Source organism: Pedobacter ghigonis, from assembly GCF_903166585.1.
In the GTDB taxonomy this organism is placed as follows: domain Bacteria; phylum Bacteroidota; class Bacteroidia; order Sphingobacteriales; family Sphingobacteriaceae; genus Pedobacter; species Pedobacter ghigonis.
This window is the reverse complement of sequence record NZ_CAESCM010000010.1, coordinates 138,968-157,624: the sequence shown is the minus strand read 5'-3', so window position 1 is coordinate 157,624 and position 18,657 is coordinate 138,968. Positions and strand designations below refer to the sequence as shown.

The following is an 18,657-nucleotide window of genomic DNA, read 5'->3' as shown; positions in this document are numbered from 1 at the left end:
TATGGAGAGGATATGCGGGCTGGCTGCGTGATGTAGGTCACATTAGCCTGAGGATGAGTTTAATGTGATGTAGATCACTTACGGATGGTAAAGACGGCTTAGGGTTTCGCGCGATACGCCTAAATAAGCGGCAATTAACTGCTTTGGTACCAGATTGTACAATTCGGGGTATTGCGCCAGTAATTCTTCGTACCGGTATTTGGTATCGTTGTTCATGAAGGAAAGTAACCGTTTTTGCGAGGCCACATAACCCTTATTGGTTCGCCACCTGAAAAAATGTTCAATCTCATGTATTTCCTTGCAAAGCTTTTCGCGGTCGGCACTGGTTAAGCACAATACCTCCGCATCGGTAATACAATCTAAGCCGATGGTTGCTACATTTCCGCTATAAAGGGCATCAAAATCTGAAGCCCACCAGGTAGGCATGGCAAACTGAAGGATAAACATTTTCAGATCGTCGTTAATATAAAAAGCCTTTAAACAGCCCGCAGTTACAAAGTATTCGCAATTTACCCGATCACCGGCAGTAATAATAGCCTGGCCTTTTTTAAATGATTGTGGCTTGAAATGAGAGAAAAAATAGTCGAACTGCTCATCCGTTAAAGAAATTGTTTTGGCAACATAATTTTGAAGTATTTCTTTAGCTGACATGTGGTTGTAGTTGGAATATTCGAACAATAAAATTAGAAAAATAAAGCTGCTTTAACAAAGTCATATTTGTTAAAGCGGTAGCGTAAAATGGCGAATGCAAAAACTTTTGAAATAGCCAGTTCGGCCAATTATGTTACTCATCTGGCTAAATTTGTATCAGCTTTAATACCATTTATATGCCAAAACAGTCTTATTTTTATCGCCGAGATTAACCAACAACATATTATGAATAAAAATTGGCTTACCGTAACGGCTTGTACTTTAGCCATTGCGGCAAATGCTCAGCAGAAAACTTTAACCGTTAAAGATTACGAAAGGGCGGAAAGTTTTATGAGCTATAACACCTCGAAGTACATCGATCATGCCAGTGTACAACCCAACTGGCTTGAGGGCGATAAATTTTGGTACACCACCAAAAGCGAAAGCGCAGAACAAACTTTTCTGATCGATCCGGTTAAAAAAACCAAAATCTTAACCACCGAATATAAAAATTCCCCGGCGTTGTCTGCACGAATGTATAGAGGCCGTAACGAAGTGGTATCGCCAGATGGTAAAAAATCTATTCTGATAAAAGACTATAATCTTTTTGTGAAAGACATAGCCTCGGGCCAATTAACCCAGTTAACTACCGATGGTATTAAAGATTATGGATATGCTACCGATAATGCGGGCTGGAAACACAGCGATGCTCCGATTTTACGTTGGTCTCCTGATTCAAAAAAAATAGCCACCTTTCAGCAAGATCAGAGAAATTCGAAAGATATGTATCTGGTAACCACCAATGTGGGAGCGCCGGTTTTGAAAGCCTGGAAATATCCTTTACCTGGCGATAAGGAGATTGCAACCATCAGACGTGTGGTAATTGATGTAGAAAACCCGAAAGTAGTTTCCTTAAATATACCTGCAGATCCGCACCGCGCTACTTTAAGCGATGACATCTCGAGCAGCGGAACTTTCGACGATATCGACTGGAAAGCCGATGGTTCGGAAGTTGCTTTTGTATCTACCTCACGTGATCACAAACAGGAAAAATTCCGTATTGCCAATGCAGCAACCGGTGCAGTTCGCGAAGTTTTCGAAGAAACAGTAAAAACACAGTACGAATCAGGTCAGGGAGCCATTAACTGGCGTTATCTACCTGCATCTAAAGAAATCATCTGGTATTCGGAGCGTGATAACTGGGGACATTTGTATTTGTACGATGCTACAACCGGAAAGGTGAAAAACCAGATCACCAAAGGCAATTGGGTGGTTACCCGCCTGGTTAAGGTTGATGAGAAAAGCCGTACACTATATTTCTTTGCCAACGGCCGTGAGGCTGGTAACCCTTACTTCAGCCATTTATATAAAATTGGTTTTGATGGTAAAAACCTGGTATCGTTAACGCCGGAAGAAGGCAACCACCAGGTTACTTTTTCGCCATCATTTGAGTACTTTATTGATAGCTATTCGCAACCAAATGTACCACCGGTTACTGTATTGAGAAATATAAAAGGCAATCTGATCCAAAATTTAGAAAAAACAGATGTTTCGCGTTTATCGGCTACCGGCTGGAAAGCACCAACACCGGTTTCTGTTAAAGCTAAAGATGGTAAAACCGACATTTACGGATTGGTATTTACGCCAACCCAAATGGATGCGACCAAAAAATATCCGGTTATCGATTATATTTATCCAGGTCCACAGGGTGGAAGCGTAGGCAGCTGGGCATTCTCGGCTTCGCGTGGCGATAACCAGGCGCTGGCCGAACTAGGCTTTATTGTAGTGGTAATCGAAGGTACTAGTAACCCCGACCGCTCTAAAAGCTTTCATGATATGAGCTATGGCAACATGGCTGAAAATACTTTACCCGATCAGATTGCAGCAATCCGTCAGCTTTCGGCTAAATATCCGATGGATACAACTAAGGTTGGTATCTGGGGGCACTCAGGTGGCGGTTTTGCCACTGCAGCAGCGATGTTCCGCTATCCTGATTTCTTTAAAGTGGGTATTGCAGAATCAGGAAACCACGATAACAGAAACTATGAGGATGACTGGGGCGAACGTTACAACGGTTTGGTAGAAAACGCCGATTATGAAGCACAGGCCAACCAGAACTATGCAAAAAACTTGAAAGGTAAGTTAATGCTGGTGCATGGTATGATGGACGATAACGTTCCTCCTTACAATACACTATTGGTGGTAGAAGCTTTGGAAAAAGCCAATAAATCTTTCGACCTGGTTATTTTTCCAAACAGCGCGCACGGTTTCGGGGCTTATTCGCCTTATATGATGCGCCGTCGTTGGGATTACTTCGTTCAGCATCTTTTAGGTGCCGAAACGCCAAAAGATTACCTGATGAAAGGCGCTGGAGCCAGATAATATTTTAAAGAGCAGCAAATTAGCTGCTCTTTTTTTGTTTGTATCAGATTACTTGGTCGTCGTTTTTACCCAAAAAACAAAATAAACATGTATTTTACACTATAAATAAACACGGTTGATGATGGGAAAAACGAGCGCGCAACGCCATGCGATAATTACCGGTGCTACAGGGATGGTAGGCGAGGGTGTTTTAATGCGGTGCCTGGAAAGCGATCAGATAGATACAGTTCTGGTGATTAACCGAAAGCCCTGTGGCTATACGCATCCTAAACTCAAAGAAATTATCCATGCCGATTTTTTAAATCTTTCGGTAATAGAAAATCAACTGAGCGGCTATAATGCCTGTTTCTTTTGTCTTGGTGTCAGCTCTGTTGGGGTTGATAGTGAGGTGTATTACAAAATGACTTATACACTTACCATGCATGTTGCCGAAACATTAAGTAAACTAAACAGCGGCATGACTTTTTGTTATGTTTCTGGTGGTGGTACTAACGAAGACGGCCGTTTAAAATGGGCTCAGGTAAAGGGAAAAACCGAAAACGATTTAAAGAAATTACCTTTTGAGCAGGTTTTTAATTTTCGGCCAGGTTTTATTAAGCCTTTGCCCGGACAAAAGTACGCGCATAAATTTTATAAATATATCAATTGGATGTTCCCTATTGGCAGGGCGCTGTATGCTAACGGTTTTTGCACTATGGCCGAGCTTAGCGATGCAATGATCCACACCTTAAATCACCAGAACGAAAGACGGACTTTAGAAGGGAAAGATATTATTGCGCTTTCCAAAGAATAAGCTCAGGAGCTATCTTGTACCCCTAAGCTTATCTTGTTATCCAAAATGAATAGGTTAATTGATTAAAAAATGATCTTAATATAAAGCTGCAGTAGCATCTTTATCTTTTGTCGATAATACCGTGGCTCCAGAGTTACATTGGCCACCATTCATGAGCGATGAAGCATCAGTTCCGGTAACTCCAGGTACGTTGGTTGCAGTCGATTCGCCACGTGCGGCCCAATTGGTATGTCTGAACGAGATGCAATGGCCAAATTCGTGGCAAATGGTTCTGGCGCGTTGTGCAAATGAATTGCCCGCAATATAACTTTTGTTGATCTTAATTAAAGCACCAGCACTTCCACCTGATGGGAATTGCCCCTGTCCGCAGGTGCCTGAGCCCAAATTTTCATCTTTAATCAGAATATCATAAGGCGCGGCAGTCACCACATTAAAGCGTAGCGTAGAATTAGGTACAGCATTCCATTGGGCAATACCACTGTTAATTTCGCTAGTCATTGAGGTCATAGATGGATCAATAAAAACGCGGATGTTTAGTTTTTTGGTACTGTTTACAATACTTCCGGTATAATATTGCTCTGTTTTTGGACCCTCGGCAACAAAAGGTACTACCATGTTTTTCGGAAACAGGATATCTTCTTCTACCACAAATTCGTTTCCGTTATCTACAATACTTTCGGCCGGGAAGCCCAGATCTTTAATGTACTGCAATACTTTGTCGGCATTTTTTACAGTTTCCTGTGGTTCTTCGGCTATCGTCTCCTGGTTTTTCTTACACGATACGATTACAAGAGCCATCATCGCTACGACAGCGATTGTTTGAATTAATTTTTTCATAAATAATAAGTTAGGTTGTTTGGATAACAAAACAAATGTAACACAACTTGTTACATTCAATTTTGACCTTTAAGGAAATTTTACACGAAAACTTAATTATATTGTTTTGTGGCTGTTAAAAGTGTGTTTTGTATTTTAATATTTACATGAAAGCTTTTTTTAAGGGTTGTTTTTGTCTGTTTAATACGTTGAGTTATTCTCATTTACTATGCTTTTTTTGAGATAAAAAGAATTTTTAAAAATATTTTTCATTCGAAATTTACACTGCCATAGGGTTGTCAGTGCGGTGTGTTTTCTTTGTGTAACTAAAGCAAAAAGATATGATACAAGAACAATTATTCGCCGAAACAAAAGAAGAAACATCTATTGTTTATTTAATGAAAAATTATGCAAACTATAATTTCTGGGCCAATTTAACTTTGGTAAACTGGTTAAAAAATCATCCGGAGGAGTTATTGGAGCAGGAAGTTTTATCGAGCTTTAAAAGCGTAAAATTAACTCTCGCTCATATTTTGCAAACCCAGGAATATTGGTATTCGATTTTGAGTAAAACCGAATTTGAATTTCGCGAATATGGAAGTTTAAACAATGTGTTTGATACTTTGTTGAAACAGTCTGAAAACCTTGCCGTTTATGTTACTGCATTAAGCGAAAGCCGGTTTGAAGAAAATACACCGATACAGAGCCCATGGTTTAGCTGCGATTTTCAAAATTTCGAATATGTAATGCAGGTATTTAACCACAGTACCTACCACCGCGGACAAATTGTAACCATTTGCCACAATTTGGGGATTACCGGTGCACCCATGACCGATTATAACTTTTATAATGTGATGGCCAAATAAGATTTTCGTGTTGTTTTTTTTAGTAGTATTGAACAACTAAATTATCACACTATGAATGAAATGCTAGGGGCAATAATCCTTTTTGCCGGCGACTATGCGCCAGAAGGATTTGCGGTATGCGATCGTGCGTTGCTATCGATCACTAAAAATGTAAAACTGTTTTCTATCCTCAAAACGAGGTATGGCGGCGATGGATTTTCGAATTTTGCCCTGCCTAAACTTCCATCGGTAGCAGGTGCCATATACATCATTTCTACTGCTGGTTATTATCCAAGCCACCCAATGGAGTAAGCATAAAAAAGGTGATGATCCAGCAAGATCATCACCTTTTTTATTATTTCTTGTTATCGTACTTCCGCTGATTGTCTTTGTTGGAAGTTTGATCGGACCGTTGCCCGCCACCATTGGTTATGCCCTGTATCTTTTTATCGGTTTTAATATCATGATTAGCCCTGTCTGCGATCGAACTTCCCTGAACGGTTGGGTTATTTTTTGGTGTGCCCGTGTTTTTCATAACTCTAAGAATTTAATGTAACCATAATTGCAGAGCGCTATACTAATAACCAACTGGATTTGGATATGTTTTGATTTTTTTAAAGAGGTTGCTATCGAAGCTTCAGTATGCCAGTTATTTTTTACCACCAAGACACAAAAGCACAAAGGTTTTCAGGTGCCGGTTTACAGTAAGCAATTTGCAGTTACCAGATGCAAGTTTGGAGTTGGATGTTTAGAGTTGTGAGTCGATTAACCGATTTAAACAATTAACCGGTTAACCACTTTACAACGGGCAATTTGCAGTTTAGAGTTGTGAGTCGGTTAACCGATTTAAACAATTAACCGGTTAACCACTTTACAATAGACAATTTACAGGTACTAATGAACCAATGACTAATGAACTCTTCAACAATTTAATACAACAAAAATATAGTTGGTTTTTTATGCAGATCTATTTCCTCTTTGCGCCAGTTGTAAACGCTTTGGGTTTTAATAAATTCATCTTCAGCAGTTAGGTTACAGGCTACGCAAACCTGTGTATTGGGTTTGCAGCTTTTTAAAACCTCTTCAAATAACTGGTTATTGCGGAAAGGTGTTTCGATAAAGATCTGAGTTTGTTTATAACGGCTGGCCGATAAATCTAAATCTTTAATCCTTTTGGTGCGTTGTTCTTTATCAATTGGCAAATAACCCCAAAATGCGAAGCTCTGGCCATTAAAGCCTGAAGCCATTAGTGCCAGCAGGATAGAACTTGGGCCTACCAGCGGTACTACTTTTATACCACGTTTATGTGCCTCGGCAACAATATCTGCTCCCGGATCGGCAATCCCCGGACATCCGGCCTCGCTCATTAAACCAACATCTTTCCCAGCAGTAAGCTCTTCAAAAAATTGTCCCAAATCATTGCGGTTATGTTTGCCATAATCGTGAACAATTAAGTCTTTTTGCGGCGTTTTCAATCCGGCTTCTTTTAAAAAGCGGCGGGCTGTTTTGCTGTTTTCTACAATATAAGTGTCGATCTGATTAATCGTATCAACCAGATAGGGGGTAAAAGTTTTGTGTGCTACCTCTTCGGCCAATGGTACGGGAATAAGGTATAAAGTGCCTTTTTGCATGTTGCAAAAATACTTACAATAAATAGGATTTAAGTTTTAAAGTTTAGCAGTGTTGCAATATAATCTCTTTTGTAAACACAGGTGTAGCAAATTTTATTTCTAACTGACTTATTTTCTGCACAATTAAACTTTGCTTAAAACGTTAAATAAGAGTTAAATATGCCTTGTAGGGCAATATTTCGGGGAAAACGCCAAAACTATGCTTGCATATTAAACTTTCTGAATTTTTTGGTTCTCTAATTGATACACACACATTAGGTTATTAAAATAAAACACACAAATGAAAACACTGAAATTTACGGCACTTGTGCTGGGGCTTTTTGGGCTCCTTGCCGGAACCACCACCCTTGTCAGGGCGCAAGACTACCAGGATGATTACCAGAACGATGGTTATAGCACTGGTAATATTTCTTTACAAACTTTCTACGATGAGCTTTCGCCCTACGGCACCTGGATACAAGACCCGCAATACGGTTATGTTTGGCGTCCGGATGTAGATCAGAGCGAATTTCGCCCATACTATAGCAATGGCCGCTGGGCAATGACCGAGTACGGAAATACCTGGGTTTCTAATTACGATTGGGGATGGGCACCTTTCCACTATGGTCGGTGGGTAATTAACAGTTACAGACAGTGGATCTGGTTACCTGATACCACTTGGGGACCTGCATGGGTAGACTGGAGAAGTGGCGATGGTTATTATGGCTGGGCACCAATGGCACCAACCATTAGCATTAATTTAAGTTTTGGCCGCCGCTATGTAGTGCCTGAGTTCTGCTGGAATTTTATACCACAACGCAATATCTACATCAGTACATTTCCAAGATATGATTACGGCCGTAACAATGTGTATATCCGTAATACGACCATCATTAACAATACTTATGTGTATAACAGAAGAAGTTATTATGGTGGCCCAAGGATTGAGGATATCAGACGTGCAACCAACCGCGATGTAACTGTTTATAGGTACGCGCAAAGTAACAGGCCAGGCGCAAGCAGGGTAGGTGGCAGAGAGGTTTCAATTTACAGGCCAAGGCCAGAGCGTAACCAGGTTGATAACCGTAGTGCAGCGCCAAGAAGATTTGAACAAGGCAATGCTGGTATTAGCAGAAATGGCAGAAACGAAGGTTATGCTACCCGCGATCAACGCAATGGCAACAATAACGATAACCGTTTCGGATCAAGAAACGATAACAACCGTTCGGTGCAACCCGACAGACGTAATGATAATAATGTAGGCCGCGACAATAACAACCAGCCCAACAATAACAGGGGTGAAGCCTACAACAGAGATGGGAACGGAAGGATAAGCCGTAATGGTGCAAATGGTATTGATGGCAGAAACGGACAGACTAATGTAGATAGAAGCCAGGAACAACAACAGCGTTTTGAGCAGATGCGTCAGCAACGTAACCAGCAAGACCGTATGAGCCAGGATCAGCAACGTGCGCAACGCGATATACAACGCGGGCAGGCAGATCAGCAACGTGGACAGCAGGAACGTGCTCAGCGTGATGGTCAGTTACAACAACGTAATGAGCAGATGCAACAACAACGTGCCCAACAGCAACAAGCTCAACAACAGGAACGTGCACAGCGTGATGGTCAGTTACAACAACGTAATGAGCAAATGCAACAACAGCGTGCACAACAGCAGCGAGCTCAGCAACAGGAGCGTGCTCAACGTGATGGCCAGTTACAACAACAACGTAATGAGCAAATGCAACAACAACGTGCCCAACAGCAACAAGCTCAGCAACAGGAACGTGCTCAGCGCGATGCACAGATGCAACAACAACGTAATGAGCAAATGCAGCAACAGCGTGCCCAACAGCAACAGGCTCAGCAGCAGGAACGTGCTCAACGCGATGCACAGGCTCAGCAACAAAGGGCGCAGCAGCAACAGCAAATGCAGCAACGTCAAGAACAAAGAAGATCTGAAGCTCCGCAACAACAACGTGGTGGAGGCGAAAGAAGTGGCTCTGAAGGAGGAAGACCATCGAGAGGTGGCAGAGGATAGATGGAAAAAGTCCCGGTACAAACCGGGACTTTTTAGTTTTTAGGCCTATTCTTAATCTTTGTGAGGTTACAGAGGCTAACCAGTTTTTTGCCTATTTTACTTTGAAAACCTGAAATTCGGCTAAATGCGTATATGCCTGAGGTCCTTCTGTCATTTCTAATTTCAAGAACCTCACTTTTGTAGGTGCGTCAAGTTCGTAGTTCTGCAAAGATTTTAAGTTAGGATCCATTATTTTAGCTGTCAACAGATCTGTCCATATTGTTCCGTCAACACTTCCTTTTAAGTTAAATTTGGTAAACCCGGTATTATTGTTATTCCTGGGTGCCATAGAGATGCTGGTTACATTGGTTAAAGCGCGCATATCAACCTGGATCCAATGAGGATAAGAGGACGCTGGAGCGGAGTATTGCGAATGCCAGAAAGTTGTCAGGTCGCCATCAAGGACACTGGCAAGTGATCCATCACCGGCCTCCGTTGTTGATGCGGTAATAGCCCATCCTGTTCTATCTGCCAGAATTTCTGGTGCTTTGTACTTCACAGTAGTAATAAACATTGTTTTTAATAAAGGATTGATCTTATATCCGGAAGCATCAATAATGCTAATCGGTAGCATATACAGTTTGTTGGGATCCAGATTTTTAGAGTTATATTTTAAGGAAACCAGATTAGAAGTAATTGCCCCACCTGATATGGTTACATCCAGCCCGCTAATGGTGTAGGCATTTTCGGGGAGTTTTAAATAGGGTGTAAGGTTTTGGCTGGTGCGCACAACATTAACGCTATCAAAGGCTTTGTCGTCTACCTTAAATTTTACGGCAATATTACTTGAAGGCAAGCCTACAGCGGCAAATGATGCACCAAAATCAAAAGATACAACGGTGTCTTTTGCCGGATAAACTGTGATTTTTTGAGCACTGCTCTGTCTGGAAACATACACCAATGCATTTTCTTTAGTGTCTGATTTTTCAAGGTATGCCTCTTCTTTTTTACAAGCGCTAGTAACGGTAAAAGCCGCTGCGATACAGCATAATATTTTATATAATTTCATTATAACATCGGTTTAAATTAATACCCTGGAAGTTGAACAATTTGTTTATTCCTGTCCATTTCATTCTGGCGGTAGGGAAGGAAATAAAATTTACGTTGCCATTGTACTCTGGAGGTTGCAACTACCCGCTTGTAAAAAGTCGGATCAGACAAAGAAGTCCCTGCGTCCATGTTCATGCCATAAAAATCGCCGCCTTGTTTCGAACCTGGTTCATTTGGGATTTTCCATCTGCGTACATCCCAGAACCTGAGCCCAGATTCGTAACACAGCTCGATTCTTCTTTCCAGGCGGATTTGTTTCCGCATTTCTATCTGCCCGAGGTCTGCCGGGATTTGTGGTATGCCTCCCCTTGTACGTACATCATTCAGGTATTTTAATATATCTGCATGGCCTGGCTGCGATTCATTTAAAGCCTCGGCGTAACTTAAATATAATTCGGCCATCCTAATCAGCATAGCCGGGCGGGCCGGATTACTGCCGGTACTTAAATTAGTATTGGGATGTATGTTTTTCCTGGCTGTATAACCTGTTTTTGGATAATCTCTGGCATTTGCCTTTTTGCCCGATGATGCTGTAGAAAAATAGGTGACATAAGTTTGTCCGGCAGCTGGTACAACTGGTATTACCGATCCGCTAAAGGTTACATCGACATAAAAACGAGGCTCTCTTCCAACATACATATTATTTGTACCTGTAGAATAATATGGCGTTGAAGTGTTTGTGAACGTTGTTTCGCTATATGTTGGTGTTTCTTTAATTGTACGGCCATCTGCCATCCTGAAATCATCAACAAGCTCCTGTAATACGCCAATACCATTCCAGCCATTGCCTGATAGAGAATTTTTTGGCGCACAGTGCTGAGACCAACCCGAATGCACGTTGTTGGCCCTTCTTAGCCATATGCCTTCTTCTTTCCAACCATCCCAAAACATATCTCTGGTTGAATTAAATCCCTGAAGGAATAAGTTCGCATTTTGTTTTATAAAAAGTTTACGACCCTGGGCTATGTTCAGGTCAATAGCACGTTTCATCGCTTCAGCTGCGGCCTGCCAACGGGTAGGATCGTAAGTTTGATTAAATAATTGCTTTCCATCAAAGTTCTTCCAGTCTGCAAATTCCGAATTTCCGTTAAATAGTGGGCTGGCATGTGATAGTAAAACCTGTGCTTCAATTGCAGCTGCTATAGGTAATGTAATTCGGCCTACCTGATAATCATCGACGGTGTTGGAGCCAGTAAGATGCAAACTGGTAAGGCTGGCTTCAGATGCACGCATCTCATTCAGCACAAACTTTACGCATTCGTCCCATGAACTTCTTGGAATTTGAAAGTTGTCATTTGGTAAGCCCGAAATTAAAGGGGCAATGGCTGCAGGGCCTACTTCTTTCATCAATAACCAATGATAATAAGCCCTTAAAAAACGCGCTTCTCCTTTATACTCCTTTACAATGGATTCGCCGTTTTGCTGTTCTAAAAGCTCTTTACACTCATCCACTCTTTCCAGGAAAATGTTTATGTTCCGGATCAACTGGTAGTATGTTTCGAAACGTGTTGGCGAATTATCGCTGGTAACTGCTCCCGAATTGATGGTTAGTGCATTACCTGTGCCCCAGTTGGCATATTCCAGTTCATCGCTGATCCCTGCATATTGAAAACCGTAAGGTTGATCCCATATATCTTCTACACCTGCATAAAGGCCAAAGAACCAGCGTTCGGTATTGGCCCTGTTCGAAAATACTTTATCTATGGTATTGATATTATCTGGTACAGTATCAAAATATCCTTTTTTACAGCTTGTAGGTAGGAAAAGAAAAGGTATTAGTAGGGCCAGAATTAATTTTTTTGCGAATGTGTTTTTCATAATTAGTTAAAATTAGCACGTAAACCTAAGTTGAAAGTTGAAGTGTTTGGATAAGATGCACCACGGCCATCCCCTAGTTCCGGGTCCCAAAACTTCCATTTTGAAAAAGTTACCAGATTGGTACCATTGGCATAAATTCTCAACTTTTTAATAGCAACTTTACTCAATGCTTTTATTCCAAAGGTGTAACCCACTTCTGCGCTTTTCAACCGGATGTAATCGGCACGCTTTACCCACCAGGTACTCGAATAATAGTTTGTGGTAACATCCTGATTGGTAGATAAGCGTGGGTAGAATGCATTTGGATTAGGGTTTTCTACTGTCCAGCGATCAGTTACCTTGGTGTACATGTTTCCAAAAGTAGCTCCCTGAGAGAAAGGTGTTGTGCCTGTACCACCGTTATAACTGAAATCAACCTGTCCTGCGCCCTGGAAGAAAAGTACAAGGTCAAATCCTTTATAGCCTGCGCCTACGTTTAAACCATATAAAATTCTTGGAGTACTACCGTAGCCTATGGCTTGTTGGTCAAATGAGGAAATGATGCCATCTCCATTCAAATCCTTATAGCGGATATCACCTGGACGTACATCGCCTGCTTGTGTAGGTGCATTATCAATTTCATTCTGGTCCTTAAATAATCCCATGGCTACATAACCAAAACGCTGACCAATGGCGTGCCCGGTACGGTTAAGCCATGAGTATTGCCATGGAGGTAAACCGTCAAAAATGTTTTTGTTTTCATTCATATTGAAGGTTCCCCTGAAAGTTACAAACCCATCTCTGAAGCTCTTGTTGTAGCTTAAAGTCAGATCGATACCACGGTTTGCTGTTTTACCCACATTTACATAAGGGATATTGGTGCTTGTGAAGCCGGAAATGTAAGGAATCGTATAATTTTGAAGTAAGATGTCGTTTCTTTTTTCTTTAAACAACTCCACAATCAGTTGAAGATCATCTTTTAAGAAATTGATTTCAACACCCAGGTTGTGCCTGAAACCGGTTTCCCATTGCACTTCGCTACCAATTCTGTTTTCCTGATAACCGGTATAAGCCCTGTCTGCCCCCGGAATACCGAAAGTATACGAAAATGCATCACCTAAAGTAGACAAGAACAAGAATCGGGAACCAGTATTGCTATTACCTGTTAAACCATAAGTGTAGCGGAATTTCAGGTAGGATACAACATCTTTAACAGGTTCAAAAAACTTCTCATTTGAAGCTACCCAGCCGGCACCAACTGAAGGGAAGAAACCAAAACGTTTGCTTGGAACGAAATTTTCAGATCCTGAATAACCAAAGTTGGTTTCTACGAAATATTTGTCTTTATAACCATAATTAGCCCTTCCTACCAGAGAACGCTGCCTGAATGGTATGGAATTGATCAGATCAGTTGCATTTCCATTTACATAGTCGGATTGATTAAAAAGAAATAAGCCCGAAACATCATGATTGCCATATTTTCTTGAATAGTTAAGGGAAGTTTCGGTATAAAATCTTCTGTTACTGTTGCGATCGGCCGAAAAACCCAATACATCAGAACCTGTTTCTGCAATTCTGGTAATAAGTTTGCCGTTAGCATCCCGGCCAGTGGCCAGATACGATTGCAAGGTTCTTGACCGGGTTAAGCTGCTTCCGTTAACAGCATCAAAAGCAAACATGGTTGAAAAAGACAATCCTTTAGTTAGGAAGTCCAGTTCCTGGTTTACTTTGATGTTACTCCTAACAGTATTTGAATAGGTGTTTGAATAGCCGTTTGCTACAAGGTAGTAGTAGGGATTGAATGGAACACCGGGGTACTTGGGCCACTGGCCGTTTGAATAAATAGGAGGTACAACATGTGGTGCCTGCTGTGTGGCATAATCAAAAATTGCATTTACACCGGCTGATGGCGTGTTGTAATTGGTTATAAATCCGTTAATGCCAAGTTCCAGATTGGTGCTTTTGGTTACCCTAACACTTACATTACTGTTAAAATTAAACCTATCCAGCTTCAGGGTCGAATTGAATGATTGCGCTTCAGCTTGTTTGAACATTCCTTTCTCTGTGTAATAGCCGGCTGATACATAATATTTTGCTGCATCTACACCACCACTTACATTAAGATTGGCTCTGCTGGCACTCGAAAAATCATTAAACAGGTAATCGTACCAGTTCACATTAGGATATAAGTCGGGATCTTCTCCACTGGCGTGTTTAGCTATAACAGCCGGATCATATTGTGGTGTTCTTCCTCTCGTTGATAAACTCTCGTTATACAAGGTCATAAAGGTAGGCGCATCTATAAAGTCAGGAAGTTCTGTAAACTTTGACCGCGAACTATTTAACTCGAAGTTTATATTCGGCTTTCCTAATTTACCCTTTTTCGTATTAATTAAAATTACACCGTTGGCACCTCTTGTGCCATATACTGCAGTTGCTGTTGCATCTTTTAATATGGTGAAACTTTCTACATCTTCAGGGTCAATGTTATTAATTGGCCTGTCTGGAACACCATCAACCACGAGTAGGGGAGATTGGGGGCTGCTGGCAAAAGTTGCAATACCACGGATAAAAATATTGGCTCCATCTGCACCTGGTGCTCCGCCACGTTGCGTAGATATTACACCTGCAAGACGTCCGGCCAGTGCCGAGGTTAAATCTCTTACCGGGAGTTTTAGCTCTTCCGGCTTTATGGTAGCCTGGGCTCCCACTACACTTATCTTTTTTTGTCGTCCAAAACCCACAACGGCAACTTCGTTCAAGCTTCCCGATTCTGGCTCCAAAGTAATATCGATATCCACTTTGTTTCGAACAGCCACCTCAACCCGTTTATATCCAACATAGATAAATTCTAGCGAGTCAGTCGCTTCAACATTTATGGCATATTTCCCATTTAAATCTGTTAAAACGCCATTTTTAGTGTGTAGTATGCGTACAGTAACACTTGAAATGGGCAAGCCTAATTCATCCTTAACCGTTCCGCTAACCTTATACTTTGCTTGTTCGAGAACGGGTTTTGGTACTGCCGGCCTTTGATCGGGTACTGGCTGGTCTTTTTTGGTAATCACGATTGTTCGTTCATCAATCGTAAATGCCAAGGGTTGGTTCATCAGGCAAATTTTCATTACCTGGTCTAATGAGCTATTGTTAAAATCAGCATCAATGGTGCGGTTCGTTTTTAATACTTTAGGGAGATAAAAAACATCATAGCCCGTCTGTTTTTCAATCTCTTCAAATATCCGGGCAATACTCACGCCTCGTTGTTTAAATGTTAGTCTTTGTGCATAGCTGACAGCACTGACCTGCATGATCGTTACAATGAGTAATAACGTCGTTAATTTCATAATTCGCAGGATTTTAGGTACACAGGAATAGATGCCTAATATTCTTAGGTAAAATTTATACATTTGGTTTGTCTTGTTTTAGGTCAAAAAAATAGTTTGCAAGCTAGTTTTACTCAGGCAAGTCATTTACTGGGAGTGTTGGTCGCACTTCCAGTTTTTATTTTAACCTTACCTGAAAGGATTTTCCTGTTAGTGATAATTTGCTTTCTTCATGTCTGGTTTTTAATGGATTAGTTGATATAATATTTAATTGGTTCTTATTATTCTACAATGATTTCCCGCCCTTTTACCGTAAATCTGAATGCCTCGGTTATTGCCATTTTTTTCAATACCTGATTAATGCTTGCGTATTTGGAAATCCTGCCACCCAATAGCTCATTTTTCAATTCGGGCCGCTTATAGGTAACCTGAACATTGTACCATCTTGCAATTTCACGCATCCCAGCTTCCAGTGTTTTATCTGTGAAGCGGAAAACACCATTTTTCCAGGCTATGGCATAGTCTGTGTTTACTTTACTAACTGAAATATCATCTCCACTCACTGTTGCCTGTTCGCCAGGGGTAATAACTTTTTGATTCACCTTGTTTTTAATTTTAACACTTCCCTCCAGCAATGTTGTTTTTGCCGTTGACTCATCGTCGTAAGCGTTTACATTAAAATGTGTGCCCAGCACTTCCACTTCCTGATTGCCGGTTTTAACAACAAAAGGGTGTTTTTTATCTTTCGAGATTTCGAAATATGCTTCTCCAACCAGGTTAACCGATCGTTTTCCGGAACGTATTAAAGCAGTGCTATAAGAAAGACTGGATGCAGAGTTTAACCAAACCAGGGACCCATCAGGCAAACGAACCTGATAGGTTTCCCCATTGTTGGTAGAGAGTGTATTGATTTGATCTGGCCTTGTTGTCCCTTTTATTTCATAAACCAATTGGCCGTTTGTTGTTTTGGTAATGGTTACACCAGCTTCATTTGCAAGTTCGCCGTTTACTGCATCAGATAATTTAATTGTTTTGCCATTTGCCAGTTTAAGAGTTGCACCTGTTGAGCCTGGTTTAATTTGTGCCTTTGTATCTTCGAAACCAGCATTTTGCTTTAAATAAAACAGGCCCGCACCAAATATAATGATAGCCAATGCAGCTGCAATTCCTATCCAGAATTTTGGCTTAGACTGAGCTTTTGGTAAAGGATAAATATTTTCAGTTTGTATTTTTGAGAGAATTTCTTCCTCATTGCCAGACAGGAAAACAGCCGGACTAAATTCATTTTCATCAAATTCTTCCCAATAGCTGTTAAGCAATTGTTTAACCTGCTCTTCATTAACAGGATCGGCCATCAGCAATAGAAATTCTTCCTTTTCTTCTGGAGAATTTAAGTGCTGCAATTGCCGATTGAATAATAAATTCAATCTCTGGTTTTCAGTCATATTTGGTTAAGATTTCGGAGAATCTTTACTAAAGACGCAGAGAAATAGAAAACGGGATATAAAAAAATAAAAAAAAATAAAGCCAGGGAAAAGGGGCTTAATTCATGCTTAGAATAACAGAAATAGTTATTGCGGTATGTAATTTTAGAAACTTGGATACCGATTTGGTTGCCCATTGCTGGTATTTTTTTACAGATTCTATAGATATTCCCATTTCTCCTGCAATTTCCCGGCTCTTTAAACCCTGCTGGCGAAGTTGCAGCACTCTTTGCTGAGATGGGGGTAATTCTGCAATTGCTTTAATGAGAATATTCTGGTATTCCTGGTCTACAGTAAAAGTTTCTTCCCCTTTGTTAAGGCTTAATACTTCTTCCGCATACAACTGACTGTGTTTTTTATCTTTAACCATTTGGCGGATAGCACTTATGGTATAATTCCGGGTTAATATAAAAAGATAAGAGGTAAACCTGTCCAGTTTAGGTAATGTTGCTCTGTTTTCCCATACTTTCAAAAATACATCTTGTACAATCTCTTCACAGACCTCTACCGATTCAAGCAAGGTGTAAATATATTTGATTAAAGGACCATGGTACGCACGAAACAATTCGGCAAAGGCAATTCCATCGCCTTTTGCTATTTCCAAAAGCAAGTCTTTTTCATTCGGAAGAGGTTTAATCGCCATTTTTTAGTTTCGCTGTAAGATAAAACTAAGTATTTTTAATTAAGTGCAAAAAATAAATTTGCGTTGGTGCGGTAATTTTATACCACGACATCGTGCTAAACTAAGTTGTAAACTTTTTTTAGGCTGATTAAATATCTAAACCCTTCAGCATATTGTATAGGAAACATCAAGAAGAATAACGGTTTTGGTTAATGTTAAAGATTAGAATATTGTTAGGCTTTTTGTAATAAGCCATTGTGTTATTGCCCTGCTACAACTGGCAAAGCACTCAAATTCACACCCCGAAAGGTACTTGGCGCTTCAGGATGCAAATTTTCCGGGTCGAGCAGAAAAGTATCGATGCCAAGCTCCAGGCCAAATTTAATTTCCGATTCGGCATCGTCGCCAATAATTAAAATATCTTCTTTATTTAGTTGATGCTCGTCAATCAATTTTTCAAAAGCCTCTTTTTTATTGCTTACCGATACATCAACCACATATACAGCTTCAAAATCGGCAGTAATACCCAACATCTTTACTTTTGAGTTTTGTTGCTTCGTAAAACCTGCAGTTACAATAAATTTTCTGCCATTTAAATTTTTGATGTAAGGATAGTCATTGCTGGTTTTTAAAGGTTGGGTTACCTCCCTGTTCCGTAAATATGCCAGTACATCGGGCATTGCTTCTTCCCTGAAACCATATTTTTTGGCTACTTTTTGAAACGGTGTGCGCAGCATTTCCTGTTTGGCCAATGCAAAGGCCTCATTACTAATTCCCAAATCCTGACTTTCTAAAAAGCGGTACAATTCGCCCATTAACTGTTCTTCGTTCGGTTTGGTAAAATAAACGGTATAATCTAAATCGATAAAGAATATGCTTTTCATTGTGGAGTGGTTTTTGTTTGAACCTAGGGAGATTAAAAAAAATAAAACACCTTTTCGCTAAATATGTTTAATAAGTAAATCACTAATATCATGAAAAAAGAGACAAAAATTATAGTAGGCGTTTTAGCCGGAGCAGCATTAGGAGCAACCATCGCATTGGCATTATCATCAGATTCGACCAGCGACCTTAAAGGCAAAGTATCAGACTTTTTCGCCGATCTTTTAGATGCCTCAAAAGATAAACTGGCAGGTTTGGCAGGCAAAGCTACCAGCGCTGCGGATAAGGTTAAAGATAAAATAGCAGAAATAAATGCTTAAAGAATTGGAAGTGCCGGAAA

General features: G+C 40.6%; 16 protein-coding genes. 6 read left to right on the top strand and 10 right to left on the bottom strand.

Annotated elements, in window-relative coordinates; translation table 11 throughout:
- Positions 1 to 78: 78 nt before the first annotated feature.
- Positions 79 to 651 carry a Crp/Fnr family transcriptional regulator gene (locus tag HWV58_RS15470; RefSeq protein WP_175634960.1) on the bottom strand — a complete coding sequence of 191 codons (573 nt, stop codon included), beginning with the start codon at positions 649 to 651 and terminating at the stop codon, positions 79 to 81.
- 225 nt (positions 652 to 876) lie between these two features.
- On the opposite strand from HWV58_RS15470, the gene HWV58_RS15465 reads away from it, so the two are divergent.
- Together HWV58_RS15465 and HWV58_RS15460 are read left to right on the top strand one after the other, a co-directional pair.
- Positions 877 to 3,012, top strand: a complete 2,136-nt coding sequence (locus HWV58_RS15465; protein ID WP_175634959.1) for a S9 family peptidase — start codon at positions 877 to 879, stop codon at positions 3,010 to 3,012.
- A gap of 118 nt (positions 3,013 to 3,130) precedes the next feature.
- Positions 3,131 to 3,805, top strand: coding sequence for an NAD-dependent epimerase/dehydratase family protein (locus HWV58_RS15460; protein ID WP_235972742.1), 675 nt, complete (start codon positions 3,131 to 3,133; stop codon positions 3,803 to 3,805).
- A gap of 75 nt (positions 3,806 to 3,880) precedes the next feature.
- On the opposite strand, the gene HWV58_RS15455 is transcribed toward HWV58_RS15460, so the two are convergent.
- On the bottom strand, positions 3,881 to 4,642 hold the full coding sequence (locus HWV58_RS15455; protein ID WP_175634958.1) for a M57 family metalloprotease: 762 nt from the start codon (positions 4,640 to 4,642) through the stop codon (positions 3,881 to 3,883).
- Between the two features lie 320 nt (positions 4,643 to 4,962).
- Here HWV58_RS15455 and HWV58_RS15450 point away from each other — a divergent pair, with 320 nt between their 5' ends.
- Complete coding sequence (locus HWV58_RS15450) at positions 4,963 to 5,487, top strand: DinB family protein (RefSeq protein ID WP_217707010.1); 525 nt, start codon at positions 4,963 to 4,965, stop codon at positions 5,485 to 5,487.
- A 51-nt stretch (positions 5,488 to 5,538) separates the two neighbouring features.
- Positions 5,539 to 5,778 (top strand): phage tail protein, encoded by a 240-nt coding sequence (locus tag HWV58_RS15445; protein ID WP_175634957.1) that lies wholly within the window; start codon positions 5,539 to 5,541, stop codon positions 5,776 to 5,778.
- Between the two features lie 43 nt (positions 5,779 to 5,821).
- Here HWV58_RS15445 and HWV58_RS15440 read toward each other — a convergent pair whose 3' ends face one another.
- Positions 5,822 to 6,001 carry a hypothetical protein gene (locus tag HWV58_RS15440; protein ID WP_175634956.1) on the bottom strand — a complete coding sequence of 60 codons (180 nt, stop codon included), beginning with the start codon at positions 5,999 to 6,001 and terminating at the stop codon, positions 5,822 to 5,824.
- 394 nt (positions 6,002 to 6,395) lie between these two features.
- The gene (locus HWV58_RS15435; protein WP_175634955.1) at positions 6,396 to 7,097 is read right to left on the bottom strand and encodes an SAM-dependent methyltransferase; all 702 of its coding nucleotides are present in this window, start codon (positions 7,095 to 7,097) and stop codon (positions 6,396 to 6,398) included.
- 280 nt (positions 7,098 to 7,377) lie between these two features.
- Here HWV58_RS15435 and HWV58_RS15430 point away from each other — a divergent pair, with 280 nt between their 5' ends.
- Complete coding sequence (locus HWV58_RS15430) at positions 7,378 to 9,120, top strand: DUF6600 domain-containing protein (RefSeq protein ID WP_175634954.1); 1,743 nt, start codon at positions 7,378 to 7,380, stop codon at positions 9,118 to 9,120.
- Positions 9,121 to 9,211: 91 nt separating this feature from the next.
- Here the strand turns inward: HWV58_RS15430 and HWV58_RS15425 are convergent, their stop codons facing one another.
- The 6 genes from HWV58_RS15425 to HWV58_RS15400 form a co-directional block, all read right to left on the bottom strand.
- Positions 9,212 to 10,168, bottom strand: coding sequence for a discoidin domain-containing protein (locus tag HWV58_RS15425; protein ID WP_175634953.1), 957 nt, complete (start codon positions 10,166 to 10,168; stop codon positions 9,212 to 9,214).
- 17 nt (positions 10,169 to 10,185) lie between these two features.
- Positions 10,186 to 12,027 (bottom strand): RagB/SusD family nutrient uptake outer membrane protein, encoded by a 1,842-nt coding sequence (locus tag HWV58_RS15420; RefSeq protein WP_175634952.1) that lies wholly within the window; start codon positions 12,025 to 12,027, stop codon positions 10,186 to 10,188.
- 2 nt (positions 12,028 to 12,029) lie between these two features.
- Entirely contained in the window at positions 12,030 to 15,350 is a 3,321-nt protein-coding gene (locus HWV58_RS15415) for a TonB-dependent receptor (protein WP_175634951.1), read from the bottom strand.
- Between the two features lie 260 nt (positions 15,351 to 15,610).
- On the bottom strand, positions 15,611 to 16,774 hold the full coding sequence (locus HWV58_RS15410) for a FecR family protein (protein WP_175634950.1): 1,164 nt from the start codon (positions 16,772 to 16,774) through the stop codon (positions 15,611 to 15,613).
- Positions 16,775 to 16,871: 97 nt separating this feature from the next.
- Positions 16,872 to 17,456 carry an RNA polymerase sigma factor gene (locus HWV58_RS15405; RefSeq protein ID WP_175634949.1) on the bottom strand — a complete coding sequence of 195 codons (585 nt, stop codon included), beginning with the start codon at positions 17,454 to 17,456 and terminating at the stop codon, positions 16,872 to 16,874.
- A gap of 239 nt (positions 17,457 to 17,695) precedes the next feature.
- A complete protein-coding gene (locus HWV58_RS15400; RefSeq protein WP_175634948.1) occupies positions 17,696 to 18,319 on the bottom strand; it encodes an HAD family hydrolase in 624 nt (207 codons plus the stop codon).
- Positions 18,320 to 18,409: 90 nt separating this feature from the next.
- Here HWV58_RS15400 and HWV58_RS15395 point away from each other — a divergent pair, with 90 nt between their 5' ends.
- Complete coding sequence (locus HWV58_RS15395) at positions 18,410 to 18,637, top strand: YtxH domain-containing protein (RefSeq protein ID WP_175634947.1); 228 nt, start codon at positions 18,410 to 18,412, stop codon at positions 18,635 to 18,637.
- The last annotated feature ends 20 nt before the right edge of the window (positions 18,638 to 18,657 follow it).

Bases quoted from the DNA above. Each gene is read 5' to 3' on its own strand.
- HWV58_RS15395 (WP_175634947.1), top strand. From the start codon at position 18,410: ATGAAAAAAGAGACAAAAATTATAGTAGGCGTTTTAGCCGGAGCAGCA.
- HWV58_RS15450 (WP_217707010.1), top strand. From the start codon at position 4,963: ATGATACAAGAACAATTATTCGCCGAAACAAAAGAAGAAACATCTATT.
- HWV58_RS15405 (WP_175634949.1), bottom strand. From the start codon at position 17,456: ATGGCGATTAAACCTCTTCCGAATGAAAAAGACTTGCTTTTGGAAATA.
- HWV58_RS15400 (WP_175634948.1), bottom strand. From the start codon at position 18,319: ATGAAAAGCATATTCTTTATCGATTTAGATTATACCGTTTATTTTACC.
- HWV58_RS15445 (WP_175634957.1), top strand. From the start codon at position 5,539: ATGAATGAAATGCTAGGGGCAATAATCCTTTTTGCCGGCGACTATGCG.
- HWV58_RS15440 (WP_175634956.1), bottom strand. From the start codon at position 6,001: ATGAAAAACACGGGCACACCAAAAAATAACCCAACCGTTCAGGGAAGT.
- HWV58_RS15460 (WP_235972742.1), top strand. From the start codon at position 3,131: ATGATGGGAAAAACGAGCGCGCAACGCCATGCGATAATTACCGGTGCT.
- HWV58_RS15470 (WP_175634960.1), bottom strand. From the start codon at position 651: ATGTCAGCTAAAGAAATACTTCAAAATTATGTTGCCAAAACAATTTCT.
- HWV58_RS15455 (WP_175634958.1), bottom strand. From the start codon at position 4,642: ATGAAAAAATTAATTCAAACAATCGCTGTCGTAGCGATGATGGCTCTT.
- HWV58_RS15430 (WP_175634954.1), top strand. From the start codon at position 7,378: ATGAAAACACTGAAATTTACGGCACTTGTGCTGGGGCTTTTTGGGCTC.
- HWV58_RS15420 (WP_175634952.1), bottom strand. From the start codon at position 12,027: ATGAAAAACACATTCGCAAAAAAATTAATTCTGGCCCTACTAATACCT.
- HWV58_RS15435 (WP_175634955.1), bottom strand. From the start codon at position 7,097: ATGCAAAAAGGCACTTTATACCTTATTCCCGTACCATTGGCCGAAGAG.
- HWV58_RS15425 (WP_175634953.1), bottom strand. From the start codon at position 10,168: ATGAAATTATATAAAATATTATGCTGTATCGCAGCGGCTTTTACCGTT.
- HWV58_RS15465 (WP_175634959.1), top strand. From the start codon at position 877: ATGAATAAAAATTGGCTTACCGTAACGGCTTGTACTTTAGCCATTGCG.
- HWV58_RS15410 (WP_175634950.1), bottom strand. From the start codon at position 16,774: ATGACTGAAAACCAGAGATTGAATTTATTATTCAATCGGCAATTGCAG.
- HWV58_RS15415 (WP_175634951.1), bottom strand. From the start codon at position 15,350: ATGAAATTAACGACGTTATTACTCATTGTAACGATCATGCAGGTCAGT.